Origin of the sequence: Corynebacterium sp. ACRQJ, assembly GCF_022346045.1 — a bacterium.
GTDB lineage: Bacteria > Actinomycetota > Actinomycetes > Mycobacteriales > Mycobacteriaceae > Corynebacterium > Corynebacterium evansiae.
On sequence record NZ_JAKRMT010000001.1, the window covers coordinates 169,272 to 187,860 of the forward strand.

The following is an 18,589-nucleotide window of genomic DNA, read 5'->3' on the forward strand; positions in this document are numbered from 1 at the left end:
TTACGTAGCAGCGGCTACTGCCCGCCGGAGTTTATCGGAGCGAAACGACAGGGCCTCGGCCAGATCTGCGTTGTGGGCCGCCATAGCCCGCAGAGCCACCAGCGCTACCAGGAAGAACACGAGACTCATCGCATAGATGTAGATCACCGTGGAGGTTGGCAGGGAAAGTCCGCGGGGGAGGATGAAGAAGCTGAACACCACCGAATAGATAACGGCGGTGAGGTGGAACGCGCGCCTGTTCGCCCAGGCCGCAAGGGGGAGAATCGCCCACAGAAGGTACCAGGGGTGCACGACGGGGAAGAAAAGCACCAGGATGAGGGTGGCCACGCCCAGCCCGCCTACGGGGTGGATACGGCCGCGGAAGGAGGCCCACAGCATGCGAACCACCCAGAACGCACCCACGAGCAGTCCGAGGGTGCGGAAGATGATCAGCGCCGAATCGGTGTGATCGCCCAGCCCCAAGAGGGCACCGAGCGCCCCGGAGGACAGCCCAAGGGAGGTGGTGATCGACATCCAGGAGATGATCTCCGCAGCGCCACCCTGGGAGGTGATCCAGCCGAAACCGACACCGGTGAATAGGGAGAATGCGACGGACGTTACGACCGCGACGGCTACGGCGACACTCGCGGCGGAGCAGAGATCCAGCAGGCGCCCGCCGAACCAGCGGGCGAGTGCGGCACCGGCGAAGCCCAGGCCGATGAAAGCCGTGACTTTGACCAAGCCGGCCATTGTGATCAGGCCGAAACCGCCGATGATTAGTATCCAGCGGCTGGTGAGGGGGCGCTCTTCGTTATCCACGCCGCGCAGCACCAACTCCATGCCTGCGAGCAGAAGGCCGATCAGGGCGGCCTCGTTGTGAATGCCGCCGACCAGGTGCAGGATCGCCAACGGGTTCAACACGCCCAGCCACAAGGCAGCTCCACTCGACACGCCACAGCGCCGTGCCAGGCGTACGAGAGCCCAGCCGCTTAAGGCCAGCCCCAGGATGGCCACCAACCGATGCAGCACGATGCCGAGGATGATGGAGTTGTCAGTGAGCATGGAGATGACCCCGCTATAGCCCAGCGCCACCGGCCCATAGGGTGCAGGGGAGTGCGCCCACATCAGGGGCACGGAACGGGCCAGGGGGTCGTCGATACCCAGCAGGTCTACGGGGCCGGCGCTGTAGGGGTCCCAGCCCCTCGCGGCGATCGCTCCCTGCGCCAGGTAGGAGTAGATGTCCTGGGTAAACAGTGGCGGGGTGACCATGAGCGGGGTGACCCACACGAAGAATGTGCGCCAATAGGTGCGCACCGGGATCGGGTGGTTGGGCCTGCCGGGCGCGGAGACAGCAAAGGTAGACAGAAGCAACCAGCCGTAGACCAAGAAGCCGATGCCAACGAAGACCAAAACGGTGGTGGAGTGCAGCATCCGCGCCAGCGTGTTCACGCCGGGGAAGTCCCAATAGGGGTTGTGGATCACGGGGAACGCGCCGGCGCCCAGGCCGCCGACCGTGATCAGCATGGTGCCGAGGGCTCCCAGGAATACCGCAGCGTAAAGCCGCATGGAAAGCGCGCGACTCAGGGGCTGGAGCTGCAGGGAGCTTTCCGGCACATTGTCGCCCTCGGATTCCGAGTGCAGCTGTGCCGATCGCGACCCCGCCAGGCCCAGGTGGGGCAATTGCTCCTGGAACCTCCGCCAGGGCGCCAAGAGACGCGACCCCCGAGACGAGCTCGGGGTGGCCCTCGGGGTGGCTGAGGTGGGGGTAGTCATAGGTGCAGATACTACCGAATGTCGCAAGCAATCTTCTTCAGCCATGGCCGTGACCAGCGCCACAGAGATAGCTCCAAGGATGGCCGCGAGTTAGGCAGGGTTACCTTAGTAGACAAGCGGGAATATTTACGACACACTTTTGTTGTCTAATCATGTAGGCACAACTTTAAGTTGCACAGGCGCACTCGAACAGAAGCTAAAGGAGGTACTAGCGTGGCACGGACATCTGAGGAGCGGGCAACCCAGCCCACTCCAGAGCACGACACGCGGCACCGCATTCTTCTGCATGTGCTGCGCCACGGTCCGGTGAGCGCATCGGACATTAGCGAGGCATTTGGGCTAAGCGCCGCCGGCGTTCGGCGTCACTTAGACAACATCGTCTCCGACGGCCTCGCCGAGGTCGTCGAGGCACCTCGTTCCGGGCAACGTGGACGGCCCGCCAAGCTCTTCAGGCTGACCGACCAAGGCCGGGCGGAGTTTGGACATGATTACGACACGCTCGCCTTGCTGGCTCTGCGTGCTCTTCGCTCTGCAGGAGGAGAGGAAGCGGTGGAGGACTTCGCCGCTCAGCGCATCAACGATCTGCTGCAGGACGTCTCCGACTCCGACGCAGACGTAGCCGCCAAGGCCCAGGCCATTGCCGACGCATTGACCGAGAGGGGCTACGCTGCCACTGTCGGCCACGCAGGCGGTGGCGTACAGATTTGCCGTCATCACTGCCCGATCCAAGATGTCGCTCACGAGTTCCCAGAACTGTGCGCGGCGGAGCACCGGGTGGTTGCAGAGCTGCTGGGACAGCACACCCAACCTTTGGCGACAATCGCCGACGGCAACGGTGTCTGCACCACCTATATTCCGCTTAGAACCATTGACCCTTCCCCCAAGAAGGAAAGTTAAACCATGACTCAAGCTGCACAAACACCTGAAACTAAACCCCAGACCGACGAAGAGATTATCGATTCCATCGGCGCGTACGGCTACGGCTGGCACGATTCCGATGTCGCCGGCGCCTCTGCCCGCCGCGGCCTTAACGAGGACGTCGTCCGCGACATCTCCGCGAAGAAGAACGAGCCGGAGTGGATGCTGAAGCGCCGCCTGAAGGCTCTGGACATCTTCGACAAGAAGCCACTGCCGACGTGGGGCGCGGACCTCAGCGATATCGACTTCGACAACATCAAGTACTTCGTCCGTTCCACCGAGAAGCAGGCTCAGACCTGGGAGGACCTGCCGGAGGACATTAAGAACACCTACGACAAGCTGGGCATCCCGGAGGCCGAGAAGCAGCGCCTGGTCGCTGGCGTAGCCGCCCAGTACGAGTCCGAGGTTGTGTACCACCAGATCCGCGAGGACCTGGAGAAGCAGGGCGTGATCTTCGTCGATACCGATACCGGACTGCGCGAGTACCCCGAGCTGTTCGAGGAGTACTTCGGCACCGTGATCCCGGCCGGCGACAACAAGTTCTCCGCGCTGAACACGGCCGTCTGGTCCGGTGGTTCCTTCATTTACGTGCCAAAGGGCGTGCACGTGGACATTCCGCTGCAGGCGTACTTCCGCATTAACACCGAGAACATGGGTCAGTTCGAGCGCACGCTGATCATCGTCGACGAGGACGCTTACGTCCACTACGTCGAGGGCTGCACCGCACCGATCTACAAGACCGACTCCCTCCACTCCGCAGTGGTCGAGATCATCGTGAAGAAGGGCGGCCGCTGCCGTTACACCACGATCCAGAACTGGTCGAACAACGTCTACAACCTCGTCACCAAGCGCACCAAGTGCGAAGAGGGCGGAACGATGGAGTGGGTCGACGGCAACATCGGCTCCAAGGTGACCATGAAGTACCCGGCCGTGTGGATGACCGGCCCGCACGCGAAGGGCGAGGTGCTCTCCGTGGCTTTCGCTGGCGAGGGTCAGTTCCAGGACACGGGCGCGAAGATGGTGCACATGGCTCCACACACGAGCTCGAACATCGTCTCCAAGTCCGTCGCCCGCGCCGGTGGCCGCGCTGCCTACCGCGGCCTGGTGCAGGTGAACAAGGATGCGCACCACTCCGCATCGAACGTCGAGTGTGACGCGCTGCTGGTCGACTCCATCTCGCGATCGGACACATACCCGTACAACGACATTCGTAACGACCACGTGACGCTGGGCCACGAGGCCACCGTCTCCCAGGTCTCCGAGGATCAGCTGTTCTACCTGATGTCCCGCGGCATCGAGGAGGAAGAGGCAATGGCGATGATCGTCCGCGGCTTCGTGGAGCCCATCGCCAAGGAGCTGCCTATGGAGTACGCCCTGGAGCTCAACCGTCTAATCGAACTGCAGATGGAAGGATCGGTGGGTTAAACCAAATGACCACCCCACTCAACGAAACCGAAGCGACTATCACACCGGTTCAGGCTGGTACGGATCACCAGACCAAGGGTGACCGTTTCACCTCTTTCTCGGCCGCGGACTTCTCCGTGCCGCGCGGTAAGGATGAGGATTGGCGCTTCACCCCGCTGCGCGAGCTGCGCGGCCTGCACGATGGCTCGGCCGTAGCTGGCAAGCGTGCTGCCGTCGCCGTCGGTGTTTCTGATGATGACGCCCCCAGCGTGACCGTCGAGCAGTTGGAGCCAGGCGACGAGCGCCTCGGTCGCGCGGGTGCTCCCGTGGATCGTGCGGCAGCCCAGGCGTGGGAAAACACCGAGTCCGCGGACTACGTGCGCGTCTCTAAGGATGCGGCGCTGAAGGCTCCGGTGACCATCACCGTCGACGGCCCGGGGGAGGACGAGGTCTCCTACGGCACCCTGGTCGTGGAGCTCGAGCCCCACGCTGAGGCCGTGGTGTTTGTCCGCTATGAGGGCTCCGGCGCGCACTCCGACAACGTCGAGTTCGTCGTTGGCACCGGAGCGAAGCTGACCACCGTGGTCTTCGAGGACTGGAACGACGATGCGGTGCACCTGTCGAACTCGCACATCCAGGTTGGCCGCGATGCAACCGTGCGCCACTACTACGCGGCCTTCGGTGGCCACGTGGTGCGCTCCGTGCCGCACGTGCGCTACACGGACACCGGCGGCGATGCTGAGCTGCTGGGACTGTACTTCGCGGATGCGGGTCAGTACTTCGAACAGCGCCTGCTGGTGGACCACTCGATCCGTAACTGCCGCTCCAACGTGCTGTACAAGGGTGCGCTGCAGGGCGAGCCGGAGAAGGGCAAGGATGCCCGCGAGGCACGCACGGCATGGATCGGCGATGTGCTGATCCGCCCGGATGCCACGGGCACCGACACTTATGAGAAGAACAACAACCTGCTGCTGACCTCCGGCGCACGGGCAGATGCAGTGCCAAACCTGGAGATTCAGACCGGCGAGATCGTCGGCGCGGGTCACGCCGCAACCGTCGGTCGCTTCGACGACGAGCACATGTTCTACCTACAGTCCCGTGGCATCGACCCGGCCAGCGCGAAGATGCTGATCGTCCGCGGTTTCTTCACCGACGTCATCAAGCGCATCCCGGAAGAGTCCATCCGCGAGCTGCTGGAGGACAAGGTCGAGGCCGAGCTGCAGCACACGGTTCTTTAATTTCATTCCCCCTGTCAAACACCCAAAGAAAGCTTTTTACACACCATGAGCACTCTGGAAATCAAGAACCTGCACGCGCAGGTCGTCCCCGCCGACGAGAACGAGGATCCGAAGCCGATCCTGCACGGCGTGAACCTGACCATCAACTCCGGTGAGACCCACGCCATCATGGGCCCCAACGGCTCCGGCAAGTCCACCCTGTCGTACGCCATCGCAGGCCACCCGCGCTACGAGATCACTGAGGGCGAGGTACTGCTGGACGGCGAGAATCTGCTGGATATGGAGGTCGACGAGCGCGCCCGTGCGGGCCTGTTCCTGGCCATGCAGTACCCGACCGAGGTGCCGGGCGTTTCCATGGCCAACTTCCTGCGTTCTTCCGCCACCGCCGTGCGCGGCGAGGCACCGAAGATCCGCGAGTGGGTCAAGGAGGCCCGCGGTGCGATGGAAGAGCTGGCGATCGACCCGTCGTTCTCCGAGCGCTCCATCAATGAGGGCTTCTCCGGTGGCGAGAAGAAGCGCCACGAGATCCTGCAGCTGGGTCTGCTGAAGCCGAAGTTCGCCATCCTGGACGAGACCGACTCCGGCCTCGACGTTGACGCGCTGCGTGTCGTCTCCGAGGGCATCAACCGCTACCAGGAGCGTGAGAACGGCGGCGTGGTAATGATTACGCACTACCAGCGCATCCTGAACTACGTGAAGCCCGACCACGTGCACGTCTTCGCCGGCGGCCGCATCGTGGAATCCGGTGGACCGGAGCTGGCTGAGCAGCTCGAGGCCGAGGGCTACGACAAGTTCATCTAGGCCCGCTCTTTAACCCGCTACAGCTCCCCACCATTCCTTCCAAACAAACCCTGCTCGGCCCAGCCTGATCTGGGCAGAAAGTGTGAACTTGTGAGTTCCAACAGTCCCCTGGACACCGCGAAGATCCGCAGCGACTTCCCGATTCTCTCGCGCACCGTGCGCGACGGGAAGAAGCTGGTGTATCTGGATTCCGGAGCGACCGCCCAGCGGCCGGTGCAGGTGTTGGATGCGGAGCGGGAGTTTTTGACCACCCATAACGCTCCCGTGCACCGCGGTGCCTACGAAATCGCGGAGGAGGCTACCGAGTCCTACGAATCGGCCCGTGAGGCCATCGCGGGCTTCGTCGGGGCCGAGGACCGGGAGATCGCGTTCACCAAGAACGCCACCGAGGCGCTCAACGAAGTCGCCTACATCCTGGGTGACGCACGGGCGGGGGAGCTGCAGGTCACCGAGGGCGACGAGATCGTCGTCTCCGAACTGGAGCACCACGCCAACCTGGTCCCGTGGCAGGAACTCGCACAGCGCACCGGCGCGACCTTGAAGTGGTATTCCGCCACTTCGGATGGCCGTATCGACCTGGACAGCCTGGAGCTCAGCGAGCGCACAAAGGTGGTTGCGCTGACTCACCAGTCGAACGTCACCGGCGCCGTGCTGGACGTCAAGGAGGCCGTGCGCCGCGCCCGCGAAGTTGGGGCGATCTTTGTCTTGGACGCCTGCCAATCCGTGCCGCACATGCCCGTAAACTTCCACGAACTGGACGTGGACTTCGCCGCTTTCTCCGGCCACAAGATGCTGGGACCTAACGGCGTCGGCGTCCTTTACGGTAAGGCACAGCACTTCGACCAGCTACCTCCTTTCCTGACCGGCGGCTCGATGGTGGAGAAGGTCACGATGGAACGCACGACCTTTACTGAGGCTCCACAGCGTTTCGAGGCGGGCACTCAGATGACTTCCCAGGTCGTAGGCCTGGGCGCTGCGGTGAAGTACCTGGAGGAACTGGGTATGGACAAGGTCGCCGCCCACGAGGCGGAGCTGACGGAGTACGCCCTGGAGCAGCTGCAAACCATCGAGGGCTTGCGCATCATCGGTCCCACCGACTCGCAGGATCGCGGCAGTGCCCTGAGCTTCGTCGTGGAGGGGATCCACCCGCACGATCTCGGCCAGGTAGTCGACGATCAGGGCGTGTGCATCCGCGTGGGCCATCACTGCGCGTGGCCGGTGCACACGTGCATGGATGTGCAGGCTACCGCCCGCGCCAGCTTCTACATCTACAATGACCTTTCGGAAGTCGACGCGCTGGTCGCCGCCATCCGCAAGGCGCAAGAGTTCTTCGGCACGACATAGAAAGCAACGGCGAAGAAGCAGCGCAGAAACGGCGATTGAGGAAAGTACTAGAGGATACTAGGGCCCTATGAAACTTGAGCAGATGTACCAGGAAGTCATCCTGGACCACTACAAGCACCCGCAGCACGCGGGCTTGCGCGAGCCCTTCGAGGCCGAGGTGCACCACGTGAACACCTCGTGCGGCGACGAGCTCACGCTGCGCCTGCACCTCAGCGAGGACAACCAGACGGTCGAGGACATCTCCTACGACGCTGTGGGGTGCTCCATTAGCCAGGCCTCCACGTCCGTCATGGCCGAGGAGCTGGTCGGCCGACCCGTCGCGGAAGCCTTCGCCAAGCTTGCGGAGTTCGAGCGCATGGTCACCTCTCGCGGCAAGATCGAAGGCGACGACGAGATCATCGGCGACGGCATTGCCTTCGCGGGTGTCTCCAAGTACCCCGCCCGCGTGAAGTGCGCCCTGCTCGGCTGGAAGGCCTTCGAGGCCGCTGCCACCGAAGCCGGCGTGAGCGCTAACACCAACACAGAGTAAGGAACACACCATGACTGAGAACGCAGAACCCACCGCCCCGGAGATGGACCCCTCGCCGCTGGACAAGGCTCCGGAGGGTCCGTCCGAGCGCAGCCCAGAGGACATGGCGCTGGCCGGCAAGGTCGAGGAGCACCTGCTGGACGTTATCGACCCGGAGCTCGGCATCAACGTCATCGATCTGGGCCTGGTCTACGACATTTGGATCGAGGACAAGACCGCGGTGCTGAACATGACTCTGACTTCCCCGGCCTGCCCGCTGCAAGACGTGCTGGAGGATCAGGCGCGCGATGCTGTGATCAACAACGTCGACGAGGTTTCCGACCTGCAGATCAACTGGGTGTGGACCCCGGCCTGGGGCCCGCACATGATCAACGAGGAAGGCCGCGAGCAGCTGCGTTTCCTCGGTTTCACGGTCTAGGGGTTTCACGGTCTAGGCCGAGTACATCCTCTGCCACACCGCCCGGCCCACCGACCAGGGGCGGCGGAATAGGGGACGGAGGAACTCGTGGCGCAGCCCGGTTCCCTCCCTTAGCGCCCACATCGTGCGTGCCACTTCCAGCCCGTCGCGCCCGCTCAGGTACGCAAGCTGCGCCCGCGTATCCAGAGCAAAGAAGTGCCCGAAGAAGTCCTGCAGCGTCGCACCATCCGCCCGGGCGATGAGCTCCCCGCCGACCTGCCGCAGCACATACGCCAGCCACCCGTCGGCGCGTTTGCCGTCCAGGAAGTCGTCGGCGGCCTCCAGTGCGTGCCCCAGCGAGTAGCCCGTCGCGGGATTGATAAACCCCGCCGCGGCGCCGAACTTTCTTTCTTTGTGACGCCGCCTAGTCCCCATCGGGATCGCGACCCGTTCTTCGCGCACTACAGTTTGGGCCCCTATGCGGTCTGCCAGGCGCGCCCGTAGAACCTCGAAAACTTCCTCCTGTTTCGCCGCATCGGCGCTGCAGTGCGCCGCGAGGATCGTCTCCTCGTACAGCCAGCCCTCGTCCGTGCGCTGGACATAGCAGAAGCTGGGTGGGCAATCCCCGGCCTGGGCAACCGTCCCGGTCCAATCCATGAAGGTGGGGGTGGACCCTGAAGGGGCGTCAGTAAAGGGTAGGAACCACCCGACGGCCAGTTGCCACAGTGCGGCGTCCGTCCGTGGGGCGCCGGTGCAGTCGATCGCCTCCATGCCATTGGGAAGCGGCTCAGGTTTGATGCGCACGCTCGAGCTGCGCAGGGCCTCCGCGGCCGCCTCCTGGTTCAGCATCCGATAGCTAAACCCCAGCGTGCGGCGGGTGAGGGGAGTGCCCGCGACGACGTCCAGGGGTTCCGGTGCACCAAATAGGGGATCGGCCCAGGTGGGGATCTGCGTGGAAAACACGCCATAGGTGCCGGGGAACGGGGTGGGGCTGGTCACGTCGAAGGCCGGGTCATAGGCTGTGACGTGGAAACCGCGCTGTGCAGCTCGAATGGCCAGGAGCGCTCCGGCTGGACCGAGGCCTTTAAGCGCGAGCCGCTGGGTCACTTGAAACCTCCGATTCAGGATTCTTACCCCCGAACTTACACAGCCGTGTTTTACTCATCACTTCTTTAGGAAATTTTTGCGGCTTAATGCATTAGCTACAGGTATAAGAAGTGCCTAATAGAATAAGAAGCTTCGCAAGCTCAGGTTTAAGTTCAAGGTTTGGGGGACAGGCCAAAATCGGGTGTAACGCTTAGCCTGCGGGCGCCAAACACAGTTTCTAACATGAACGTTGTCCTACTCGGTACGAACATACCGAAAGGTGGGGCACGAAAAGAAGACAACCCCGTCGGTGACACACACCGGATGCGACTCGGGACTGTGGGGGACCCGGGCAACGCGACTCCGGTGTTCATGGGGTGGGAAGGGTCACCGACGGGGATGGCTGATAGGCTTCTTCCTTGTGATTGTTACTAATGACCTCGAGGTTCGGGTGGGGGCCCGAACCCTGCTGAACGCCCCCGGACAGCACCTACGAGTGCAGCCCGGCGATCGCATCGGCCTGGTCGGGCGAAACGGTGCGGGCAAGACCACCACCATGCGCATCCTGGCGGGCGAGGGCGAGCCCTACGGTGGCACCGTCACACGCAGCGGCGAGATGGGCTACCTGCCGCAGGACTCCAAAGAAGGCGACATCGAGCAGAGCGCGCGCGACCGCGTGCTTTCCGCGCGTGGCCTGGACCGCATCCGGCACTCCATGGAGCGCCAGCAGGAAATCATGGAGACCAGCGAATCCGCCGGCCAGCGCGATGCCGCGATCCTCAAGTACAGCCGCCTGGAGGAGAAGTACCACGCCCTCGGCGGCTACGAGGCCGACAGTGAAGCCGCGCAGATCTGCGACTCACTGGGGCTGCCCGAACGGGTGCTGGACCAGCCACTGAAGACCCTCTCCGGCGGCCAGCGCCGCCGCGTGGAGCTAGCGCAGATCCTCTTTGCAGCCACCGCCGGCTCCGGCCGTTCGCAGACGACACTTCTTTTGGACGAGCCGACTAACCACCTGGACGCGGACTCCATCACCTGGCTGCGCGGCTTTTTGGCCAAGCACGAGGGCGGGCTGATCATGATCAGCCACGACGTGGAACTACTGGACGACGTCTGCAACAAGATCTGGTTCCTGGACGCTGTGCGCGGCGAGGCCGACGTCTACAACATGGGCTGGACCAAGTACAAGGACGCCCGCGCCACCGATGAGGCGCGCCGCCGCCGTGAGAAGGCCAATGCCGAGAAGAAGGCCAGCGCGCTGAAGCAGCAGGCCGAGAAACTGGGCGCCAAGGCCACCAAGGCAAAGGCCGCCAAGCAGATGGCCGCCCGCGCGGAAAAGATGCTGGGCAATCTGGACGAGATTCGCGTCGAGGACCGCGTGGCCAACATCAGCTTCCCGGAGCCAGCACCGTGCGGCAAGACTCCCATGAACGCAAAGGGGCTGACCAAGATGTACGGCTCCCTGGAAGTCTTCGCCGGGGTGGATCTAGCCATCGATAAGGGATCCCGCGTGGTGGTGCTCGGCTTCAACGGCGCGGGAAAGACCACCCTGCTGAAGCTGCTAGCCGGAGTGGAACGCACCGACGGCGAGGGCGGCATCGTCACCGGCCACGGCCTGAAGGTGGGCTACTTCGCCCAGGAGCACGACACGATCGACCCTGACAAGTCCGTCTGGGACAATGCCATCGAGGCTTGCCCCGATGCCGGCGAGCAGGACCTCCGCGGCCTGCTGGGCGCCTTCATGTTCTCCGGCGAGCAGTTGGAGCAGCCCGCCGGCACCCTTTCCGGCGGTGAGAAGACCCGCCTGGCCCTAGCCACCCTCGTCAGCTCCCGGGCAAACGTGCTGCTGCTGGATGAGCCGACCAATAACCTGGATCCGCAGTCCCGCGAGCAGGTGCTGGACGCGCTGCGCACCTACACCGGCGCGGTCGTGCTGGTCACCCACGACCCGGGCGCGGTGAAGGCCCTGGAGCCCGAGCGCGTGATCGTGCTGCCCGACGGGGTGGAGGACCTGTGGAGCGACGAGTACATGGAGATCGTCGAGCTGGCCTAGCTCAGCCATCTAACTCAGCCAGCTAGCCCACCATCCCCAGCGAGGCGCGGGAGTGCTCCACGAAGCGCCGCAGCAGCGAGTTCGCCGCCGCCGTATCCTGCCCCTCGAAGCGGGCGTAGGTCTCCGCTATCTCCACGGGGTCGCAGTAGCCCTCGTCCTCGTAGAAGCTGAGCCGCCGGGTGATGCCTGCCGCATCCATCTCCGGGTGGAATTGGCTGGTCCAGACGTTTTCGCGGTAGCGGTAGATCTGCACAGGGCAGGTCTCGCCGGTAGCCAGCAGCGTGGCCTCCGCGGGCACGCGCGCCACGGAATCCTTGTGGCCCGTCAACGCGGTGAAGCGGTCGGGGAGCGCACCCGTGATGGGGTCGACGCGCCCGGCGTCAGTAAGAGAAACCTCGCTGGTGCCCGCCGATTCCGAGTACTTGCTGTTGACCTCGCCGTCCAGGTAGTGCGCCAGCATGGAGGTTCCGTAGCAGGTGGAAAAGATGCCGAAGCGCTGCCGCTCCGATTCGACCTGGATGAAGTCCACCAGCTTCTGCGAGATCGCTTCCTGCCATTCCACGTCGACCGGACGGGTGATCGTAAACGGCGAGCCGCCGATGAACACGCCCTCCACGCCGTCGAAGCTTCCCAGGTCAGCGCTGGGGTTATCCAGCGGTCGCTGTTCGAGCTCGGCGGGGGTGAGGCCGCTGTAGCTGAGGAAGTCGGCGTATTCCGCGGCGAGCACCTCGGCGCCGCTGCGGGGGCATAGCAGTACGAAAGTCACATTCGTTACTGTAACAGACCGCTTGGTCTATTTACTATCTTTTGACGCCCGCGCGCCCCAACTTCTGCAGCAACTCTTGCGCACTGTCGATCTTCTTGTCCTCGAATCCCCGGACCCCGTCGGCCGCGGCGGCCAATGCGGTCAGCTCCGCTACCTGCTCGAGCGAGTGCAGGTTTCGCGCCCGGCTCAGGATCTCTTCCCGGTAGGCGTTCACGAGCTTGCGCTCCAGCTTGCGCACCTCCGCGTAGCCGAAGATGTCCAGGCGCGTGCCACGCAGCCCCTTGGCCTTCGCCAGCGCACTGAGCACCGGGCGCATCCGCGGGCCGAGCCCGATCTTGCGGTTCAGCCCCAGCGCGCGCAGCAGCGGCGGCTGAAACTGCACCGTGACCTTGCCGCCCTTCTGCGCCTCCGCGAATCCGGGGTCCAGCGCCAGGCGGGCGACCTCGTACTCGTCCTTGTAGGCGGAGAGCTTGTGCAGTCCGGCGGCGAAGCTGCGGGTCAGCTCTGCCGGGCCATCCGGGTTCACGCGTCGCTCGTGGGCGTAGACCGCGCGCACGTCGGTCAGGTAATCCTGGGCGTCCTGCTCGGAGCCCCAGCGGCGCATCTCGTCGAAGTACACCGCAACCTCGTCCACCAGGCTCGGCTCCAGCACCTCCTCGATCTTGGACCGGGTGCGGTCAAGGGGCTGAACTTCCTGGTACTGGGAGTAGTCGGGCTCCACGCCCATCAGCTCGATCAGCGCCTCCGGACGGCTCACCAGCTGGCGGCCACGGCGGAAGGCCTGAATGTTGGCCTCGGCCTTCTTGCCGTTGATCCGCAGGGCCTTTTCCATCGACTCCGGGGTCACCGGCAGCGCACCAGCCTGCACCGCAGCGCCGATCAGCAGCATGATCTGGAACGTGGACTCACCGAAGAGCTTGGTGGACACCCGAATCGCGTCGGTGATGATCGCCCGCTTCGCCGCATGCCCCAGCGCACCGGTGACCTGCACGCCATCGGGGCGGGTGGCCTTGACGTCCGTGCACATCTGGCCCGTGGGGGTCGCGGAGTTCGACAGCACCGCAACCGTCCGCGCCGCGTTGAGTACCGAGGTGCTGGCGTCTTCCGCACCCGTCACGCCGTCCAGCGCGATCAGCAGGTCCGCGCCGCCGCGCGGCACCGTGCCTGTGTGCTGGCCAATGCTCCTAGAGATCCGCAGGTCGGAGACCACCGACCCGCCCTTCTGCGCCAGGCCCGTCATGTCCGTGCCGCGCACCGCAAGTCCATCGAGGTGTGCGGCGGTGGCGATCACGGCCGAGGCCGTCATCACGCCCGTGCCGCCCACACCCGAGATGCGGATGTTCCACGGGTGCTTGCTGTCCAGCGCGCTCTCCGGCACCGGGTCAAGCGCGGTGGCGTCAATAGGCGGCACCTCGCGCTTCTCCTCGACCGCAACGACGGTCGTGAAGGCCGGGCAATCACCGGACAAGCACGAGCGGTCGGTGTTGCAGCTGGTCTGGTCCACGCGGGTCTTGCGCCCGAACTGCGTGTCCACCGGCTGCAGGGACAGGCAGCCGGACTTTTCGCCACAGTCGCCGCAGCCTTCGCAGATGCGCTCGTTGATCACGATCTTTTCAGTCGCCTGGGCGCGCTGGTTGCGGTTGCGGGCGCGGCGCTTCTCAGCGGCGCACTCCTGGTCGTGGATCAGTACGGAGACACCCTGCAGCACCTCCAGCTCCTTTTGCACCTCGGCGAGATCCTCGCGCGGGCGCACCTGCACACCGGAACCCCGCAGGGCGCGCCGCGTGCGCCGCACATCGTCGCTGGTCACGACGATCCTGGCCGGGTTCTCGGCCCGCACCATATCGACCAGCCCCGCCAGGCTCGGCTGCCCCACGGGGTCCTGGCCGCCCGTCATCGCCACCGTGCCGTTGTGCAGCAGCTTGAGGGTTGCGTTTACCTTGGACGCCACCATTGCCCGCAGCGCCAGCGATCCCGAATGCAGGAACGTCCCGTCGCCCATGTTCTGCACGAAGTGCTCCTCGGACACGAAGCTGTGCATCCCGATCCAGTGTGCGCCCTCGCCGCCCATCTGCGCGGTGCCCATGATCTTGCCCACACGCTTGTCGTCCATCAGCATCACCATGGCGTGGCAGCCGATTCCGGCTCCGACCAGCGTGTCCTCGTCCGCACGGGTGGATAGGTTGTGCGGGCAGCCGGAGCAGAAGTGCGGCACGCGGTTAGGCACCGCCAGCGGCAGGGAGATCCGAGTGGGACCGCTCGTCACGCCGGCGACCTCGATACCCTCGTTGCGCAGGAGTTTGGGCAGTTGCTTCAGCGGGTCGTTCACGTGCTCGATCGCGGGGCGCACCGGGAGGTCGTAGAGGCAGGCGCGGACGGATTCCAGCAGGTGAGTACCGAGCTCCTCGGCCACCACGAGCGTATCCAGCCCCTCGCAGAAGCTCTCCAGCTCCTGCGGGTCCAGCGGGTAAGTCATCGCCAACTGCAGCACGCGCACGTGCGCCTCGCCCACGACCTCCGCGACCTCCAGGGAAGTGTTGCCCGCGCAGATCACGCCCACGCGGTCGCCGTCCCGCGCGCCCCACCAGCGGTTCAGTCGGTGCTCGCGGGCGTACTCCAGAGCCCGCTGCAGGCGCTCGCCCACGCGGGTGTCCTCCAGGTCCAGCAGTCGCTTGCCCAGCAGGCGAGCTTCGGGCACATGCTCGCCGCCGCGCTCCAGACCGCGGGCCGTCGTGGCCTCGCGGATGGCCTCCAGATCCACGCTGGCGGAGCCGTCAGCCACGGGGGTGGTGATGCGCAGCGCTGTCCACAGGCCGCTGTAGCGCGACATCCACGCTGCGTGCGTGCCGAGGCGCAGCACGTCGCCCGCGTCGGCCGGCACGAGGGTCGGCAGCCCCAGGTCCGCCAGGATCCGCCCGGAGGCCGAGGGGATCGTCGAAGATTTCGCCGTCGGGTCGTCGCCCACGAAGGCCACTGCGCCGCCCGTGCCGCTGGTGCCGGTCATGTTCGCGTGCCGCAGCGCATCGGCCGCCCTATCCAACCCCGGCGCCTTCCCGTACCAGTAGCCGACTACGCCGTCGATGCCATCCTTGACCGTCGCCCGATCCGTCATCTGCGATCCCGCAACGGCGGTGACGCCCAACTCCTCATTGACGGCAGGGAAGTGCTGCACATCAAACTGGCCGAGCAGCGACTTGCGGCGCCCCAGCTCGAGGTCGTACCCGCCCAGCGGGGAGCCCTCGTAGCCGGAAACGAAGCTGGAGGTCTGCAGCCCAATCTCGCGATCCGCCTCCGCGCGATCCAGCACGGTGCGCACGAGCGCCTGGATGCCGGTTAAGTGGATGTGCCCAGTCTTCTCCCGATAACGCGACTGGGTGTAGTCGGGGAGATCCTGGACGGGGGAAATTGAGTCGGGGATGAATGTGGAGGTCATCGCTGTTCACCCTTTCGTGCGAGCTGTCAGTTTGTGGTTTGAATCACATTAAGCGACAGCGAACCGCACTCGGTAGCACCTGCGGCAAAATAGTTCACTTAGCAAAGGTTTTTTAGGTTCCAGACCTGAAACCTAGGCCAATGGCCTAGAATCCCACCCAAGCGACAACAGATTTGCACACAAAAGTAGATGTTTCTTACCAACAGGCCGTGAAGGGGCGTCACAAAGAAAGGTCAGAAGAATGAGGGACCTCGACCGGACAGACATCGAGCTCTGCATGCTACTCAACGAAAGGCCCAAGGCCGGGGTGCGCGAGTATGCGCGGGTACTCGGGGTGGCGCGAGCGACGGTAAGCAGCCGCATAGACAAGCTCGTGGAAAGGGGAGTGATAGGCAGCTTCGCCCCTCATTTCGACCCCGGCGCACTCGGCTTCCCGCTAGGCGCTTTCGTGCACGTCACACTGGACCAGCGGGCGCTCGACCAGGCGACGGCGGCGATCCTGAACATCCCGTGGATCACGGAGGCGCATTCTATCGCCGGGCCTTACGACCTATCGTGCCGGGTGGTGGCGCGCGATCACGAGCACCTGGAGCACATCACCCTCAAACTGCAGGAGGTCGAGGGCGTGCAGCGCACGCGGACGGAGATCATCCTGCGCTCCCGCATCCCCGCCCGGCACGGCCAGCTGCTGCGGGCGTTAGTGGATCTGCGAAACCTCTAGCGCCGCCTTGACCTGCTTGGCCGACAGGTCGGTAGAAATAGTGGCCGTTTCCGGCTGGCCCGCGATGTACCGGCAAATGGTCCAGCCGTTGGTGAACTCGGGCTCCAGCACGTCCATGGGGCCGTCCGCCATGTGCAGGTTATAGGGGCGCCCCTCCCAGTTGGCCGGGGCGTTGAACTCGCTGGTGCGGAACGTGAACGGCTCGGTGCCGTCGGTGGGGTAGGCCTGCACCATGGCCTTGTAGTAATAGCGGCGCTCCGTGTTCATGCGCTCCCCGTTGTCGTTGTGGGTAGACACCCGCGTTATCCACACGCCGCCCACGCGGGCGGGCGCAAATCGCAACCAGCCATTTCCCCAGGCCTTGCCCAGGATCCGCAGCCGACCGCGACGCTTGGAGGCGCTATAGAGTGCAACGCCCGCCATCAGCAGGCCAATGGCCCCGATCACCAGGCCAATGACCAGAGTCTGGGTGCCTCCGCGGGCGGCCAGGAAGCCACCCAGGCCAAACAGCACCACGCCGATTGTCAGCACCACCGTCTGCACCACGCTAAAGCCCGCGGTGTTGCCGGCAACGGGCATGCGGCCGTTGTTCGACAACGCCGCGTTCAGCGCGACCGACCCGGCGGGGAGGGTGCACCGCTGATCGAATGTGCCCGACTGGTCGCCCCGCACGAGCCCGTCGAGCGGATCGTCGATGACAACCGAGGAGCGACCGTACTTGAAGACCTGCACCATGCGAGCGAGTAATCCTTCCTAGTTGCGGTAGCCGTGTAGCGGGGCGGGAATGAAGCCACCGCGGTTGATGAACTCGGCACTGCTTGCACGGTTCACGCCGATCACCGGCGCGTAGCCCAGCAGGCCACCGAAGTCCACGTCGTCGCCTACCTTTGTACCGACGGCGGGAATCACACGCACGGCGGTGGTCTTATGGTTCATCACGCCGATGGCGGCCTCGTCGGCGATCATTCCAGCAATCGACTCCGCAGGGGTGTCGCCCGGGATGGCGATCATGTCCAGGCCGACGGAACAGATGGCCGTCATGGCCTCCAGCTTGTCGATGCTAATGGCGCCGCTGCGCACAGCGTCGATCATCCCTTTGTCCTCGGAGACCGGGATAAACGAACCCGAGAGGCCGCCGACGCGCGAGCAGGCCATCATGCCGCCCTTCTTCACCGCATCGTTCAGCAGCGCCAGGGCAGCGGTGGTGCCGTGGGTGCCCACCTGGCCGAGCCCCATGTGCTCCAGAATGTGCGCCACGGAATCGCCGAGTTCCGCGGTGGGCGCCAGGGACAGGTCCACGATGCCGAAGGGCACGCCCAACCTTTGGGCGGCCATCACGCCGACCAGCTGACCGGTGCGGGTGATCTTAAACGCCGCGCGCTTGATCTCCTCGGAGACCTCGTTGAGTGTTGCGCCTTCCATTCCGGCAACCGCGCGGTCGACCACGCCAGGGCCGGATACGCCCACGTTGATCACACAATCCTGCTCTTCCACCCCGTGGTAGGCGCCAGCCATAAACGGGTTGTCGGAGACGGAGTTGGCAAACACGACCAGCTTCGCGCAGGCCAGCGTGCCGCCCGGCCCATAAGTGGAGGCATCCTTGATGACGTGCCCCATCTCGCGGACCGCATTCATGTTGATGCCGGCCTTCGAGCTGCCGACGTTCACGGACGCGCAGACGACATTAGTTTCGTTCAGCGCCTCGGGCAGCGAGCGGATCAGGTCCAGCTCGCCGCGCGTGGCCCCCTTGTCCACCAGGGCCGAGTAGCCGCCGATGAAGTTCACGCCCACCTCGGTGGCCGCGCGATCCAGCGCTTCGGCAATACGCACCGGGTTGCCCTCTACCGCGGAGGCTAGGATGCCAACCGGGGTCACGGAGATGCGCTTGTTTACGATGGGGATGCCCAGCTCCCGCTCGATCTCCTGAGCCACCGGCACGAGGTTCCGCGCGTAGTCCACCACGCGCTCGAACACCGCCTCGGCGGTGGCCTCCATCGTTTCGCGGATGCAGGGCATGAGGTTGATGCCCATCGTTACCGTTCGGATGTCGAGACGGTACTTCTCGATCATCTCGATGGTTTCTAGGATGTTGTTGCTTTGGTTTGTGACGCCACGACGTGGATTCATTCTTTAAGCCTCCAGAACCC

15 protein-coding genes are annotated in these 18,589 nt (G+C 64.6%); 9 read left to right on the forward strand and 6 right to left on the reverse strand.

Annotated elements, in window-relative coordinates:
* Positions 1-1,752: a polyprenol phosphomannose-dependent alpha 1,6 mannosyltransferase MptB gene (gene mptB / locus MHX52_RS00795; protein WP_239316058.1), complete on the reverse strand. Its 1,752-nt coding sequence runs from the start codon at positions 1,750-1,752 to the stop codon at positions 1-3.
* 213 nt (positions 1,753-1,965) lie between these two features.
* On the opposite strand from mptB, the gene MHX52_RS00800 reads away from it, so the two are divergent.
* The 7 genes from MHX52_RS00800 (at position 1,966) to MHX52_RS00830 (ending at position 8,404) form a co-directional block, all read left to right on the forward strand.
* Positions 1,966-2,649 carry a metalloregulator ArsR/SmtB family transcription factor gene (locus MHX52_RS00800; RefSeq protein ID WP_035003908.1) on the forward strand — a complete coding sequence of 228 codons (684 nt, stop codon included), beginning with the start codon at positions 1,966-1,968 and terminating at the stop codon, positions 2,647-2,649.
* A gap of 3 nt (positions 2,650-2,652) precedes the next feature.
* A complete protein-coding gene (sufB, locus tag MHX52_RS00805) occupies positions 2,653-4,095 on the forward strand; it encodes a Fe-S cluster assembly protein SufB (protein WP_034987621.1) in 1,443 nt (480 codons plus the stop codon).
* Between the two features lie 5 nt (positions 4,096-4,100).
* On the forward strand, positions 4,101-5,312 hold the full coding sequence (gene sufD / locus MHX52_RS00810) for a Fe-S cluster assembly protein SufD (RefSeq protein ID WP_035003910.1): 1,212 nt from the start codon (positions 4,101-4,103) through the stop codon (positions 5,310-5,312).
* Positions 5,313-5,357: 45 nt separating this feature from the next.
* Positions 5,358-6,113, forward strand: a complete 756-nt coding sequence (gene sufC, locus MHX52_RS00815; protein WP_035003913.1) for a Fe-S cluster assembly ATPase SufC — start codon at positions 5,358-5,360, stop codon at positions 6,111-6,113.
* 90 nt (positions 6,114-6,203) lie between these two features.
* Entirely contained in the window at positions 6,204-7,457 is a 1,254-nt protein-coding gene (locus MHX52_RS00820) for a cysteine desulfurase (RefSeq protein WP_035003914.1), read from the forward strand.
* 67 nt (positions 7,458-7,524) lie between these two features.
* Positions 7,525-7,986: a Fe-S cluster assembly sulfur transfer protein SufU gene (gene sufU / locus MHX52_RS00825; RefSeq protein ID WP_011273559.1), complete on the forward strand. Its 462-nt coding sequence runs from the start codon at positions 7,525-7,527 to the stop codon at positions 7,984-7,986.
* 10 nt (positions 7,987-7,996) lie between these two features.
* On the forward strand, positions 7,997-8,404 hold the full coding sequence (locus MHX52_RS00830; RefSeq protein WP_011273558.1) for a metal-sulfur cluster assembly factor: 408 nt from the start codon (positions 7,997-7,999) through the stop codon (positions 8,402-8,404).
* 12 nt (positions 8,405-8,416) lie between these two features.
* Here MHX52_RS00830 and MHX52_RS00835 read toward each other — a convergent pair whose 3' ends face one another.
* Entirely contained in the window at positions 8,417-9,490 is a 1,074-nt protein-coding gene (locus MHX52_RS00835; RefSeq protein ID WP_239316060.1) for a lycopene cyclase family protein, read from the reverse strand.
* Between the two features lie 400 nt (positions 9,491-9,890).
* On the opposite strand from MHX52_RS00835, the gene MHX52_RS00840 reads away from it, so the two are divergent.
* Positions 9,891-11,522 (forward strand): ABC-F family ATP-binding cassette domain-containing protein, encoded by a 1,632-nt coding sequence (locus tag MHX52_RS00840; protein WP_035003916.1) that lies wholly within the window; start codon positions 9,891-9,893, stop codon positions 11,520-11,522.
* Positions 11,523-11,544: 22 nt separating this feature from the next.
* Here MHX52_RS00840 and MHX52_RS00845 read toward each other — a convergent pair whose 3' ends face one another.
* Complete coding sequence (locus tag MHX52_RS00845; RefSeq protein ID WP_239316062.1) at positions 11,545-12,288, reverse strand: glutamine amidotransferase; 744 nt, start codon at positions 12,286-12,288, stop codon at positions 11,545-11,547.
* A 34-nt stretch (positions 12,289-12,322) separates the two neighbouring features.
* On the reverse strand, positions 12,323-15,721 hold the full coding sequence (locus MHX52_RS00850) for a DUF6537 domain-containing protein (RefSeq protein WP_239316064.1): 3,399 nt from the start codon (positions 15,719-15,721) through the stop codon (positions 12,323-12,325).
* 241 nt (positions 15,722-15,962) lie between these two features.
* Here MHX52_RS00850 and MHX52_RS00855 point away from each other — a divergent pair, with 241 nt between their 5' ends.
* Positions 15,963-16,442 carry an Lrp/AsnC family transcriptional regulator gene (locus MHX52_RS00855; RefSeq protein ID WP_035003921.1) on the forward strand — a complete coding sequence of 160 codons (480 nt, stop codon included), beginning with the start codon at positions 15,963-15,965 and terminating at the stop codon, positions 16,440-16,442.
* On the opposite strand, the gene MHX52_RS00860 is transcribed toward MHX52_RS00855, so the two are convergent.
* Both MHX52_RS00860 and MHX52_RS00865 read right to left on the reverse strand, forming a co-directional pair.
* Complete coding sequence (locus tag MHX52_RS00860; RefSeq protein WP_070487490.1) at positions 16,419-17,177, reverse strand: hypothetical protein; 759 nt, start codon at positions 17,175-17,177, stop codon at positions 16,419-16,421. The genes MHX52_RS00855 and MHX52_RS00860 overlap by 24 nt on opposite strands.
* An 18-nt stretch (positions 17,178-17,195) precedes the next feature.
* On the reverse strand, positions 17,196-18,569 hold the full coding sequence (locus tag MHX52_RS00865) for a PFL family protein (protein WP_035003923.1): 1,374 nt from the start codon (positions 18,567-18,569) through the stop codon (positions 17,196-17,198).
* Positions 18,570-18,589: the final 20 nt, after the last annotated feature.

Coding starts and splice junctions, on each gene's coding strand:
- mptB (WP_239316058.1), bottom strand. CDS start 1,752: ATGACTACCCCCACCTCAGCCACCCCGAGGGCCACCCCGAGCTCGTCT.
- MHX52_RS00865 (WP_035003923.1), bottom strand. CDS start 18,569: ATGAATCCACGTCGTGGCGTCACAAACCAAAGCAACAACATCCTAGAA.
- MHX52_RS00850 (WP_239316064.1), bottom strand. CDS start 15,721: ATGACCTCCACATTCATCCCCGACTCAATTTCCCCCGTCCAGGATCTC.
- sufC (WP_035003913.1), top strand. CDS start 5,358: ATGAGCACTCTGGAAATCAAGAACCTGCACGCGCAGGTCGTCCCCGCC.
- MHX52_RS00855 (WP_035003921.1), top strand. CDS start 15,963: ATGAGGGACCTCGACCGGACAGACATCGAGCTCTGCATGCTACTCAAC.
- MHX52_RS00860 (WP_070487490.1), bottom strand. CDS start 17,177: ATGGTGCAGGTCTTCAAGTACGGTCGCTCCTCGGTTGTCATCGACGAT.
- sufB (WP_034987621.1), top strand. CDS start 2,653: ATGACTCAAGCTGCACAAACACCTGAAACTAAACCCCAGACCGACGAA.
- MHX52_RS00830 (WP_011273558.1), top strand. CDS start 7,997: ATGACTGAGAACGCAGAACCCACCGCCCCGGAGATGGACCCCTCGCCG.
- sufD (WP_035003910.1), top strand. CDS start 4,101: ATGACCACCCCACTCAACGAAACCGAAGCGACTATCACACCGGTTCAG.
- sufU (WP_011273559.1), top strand. CDS start 7,525: ATGAAACTTGAGCAGATGTACCAGGAAGTCATCCTGGACCACTACAAG.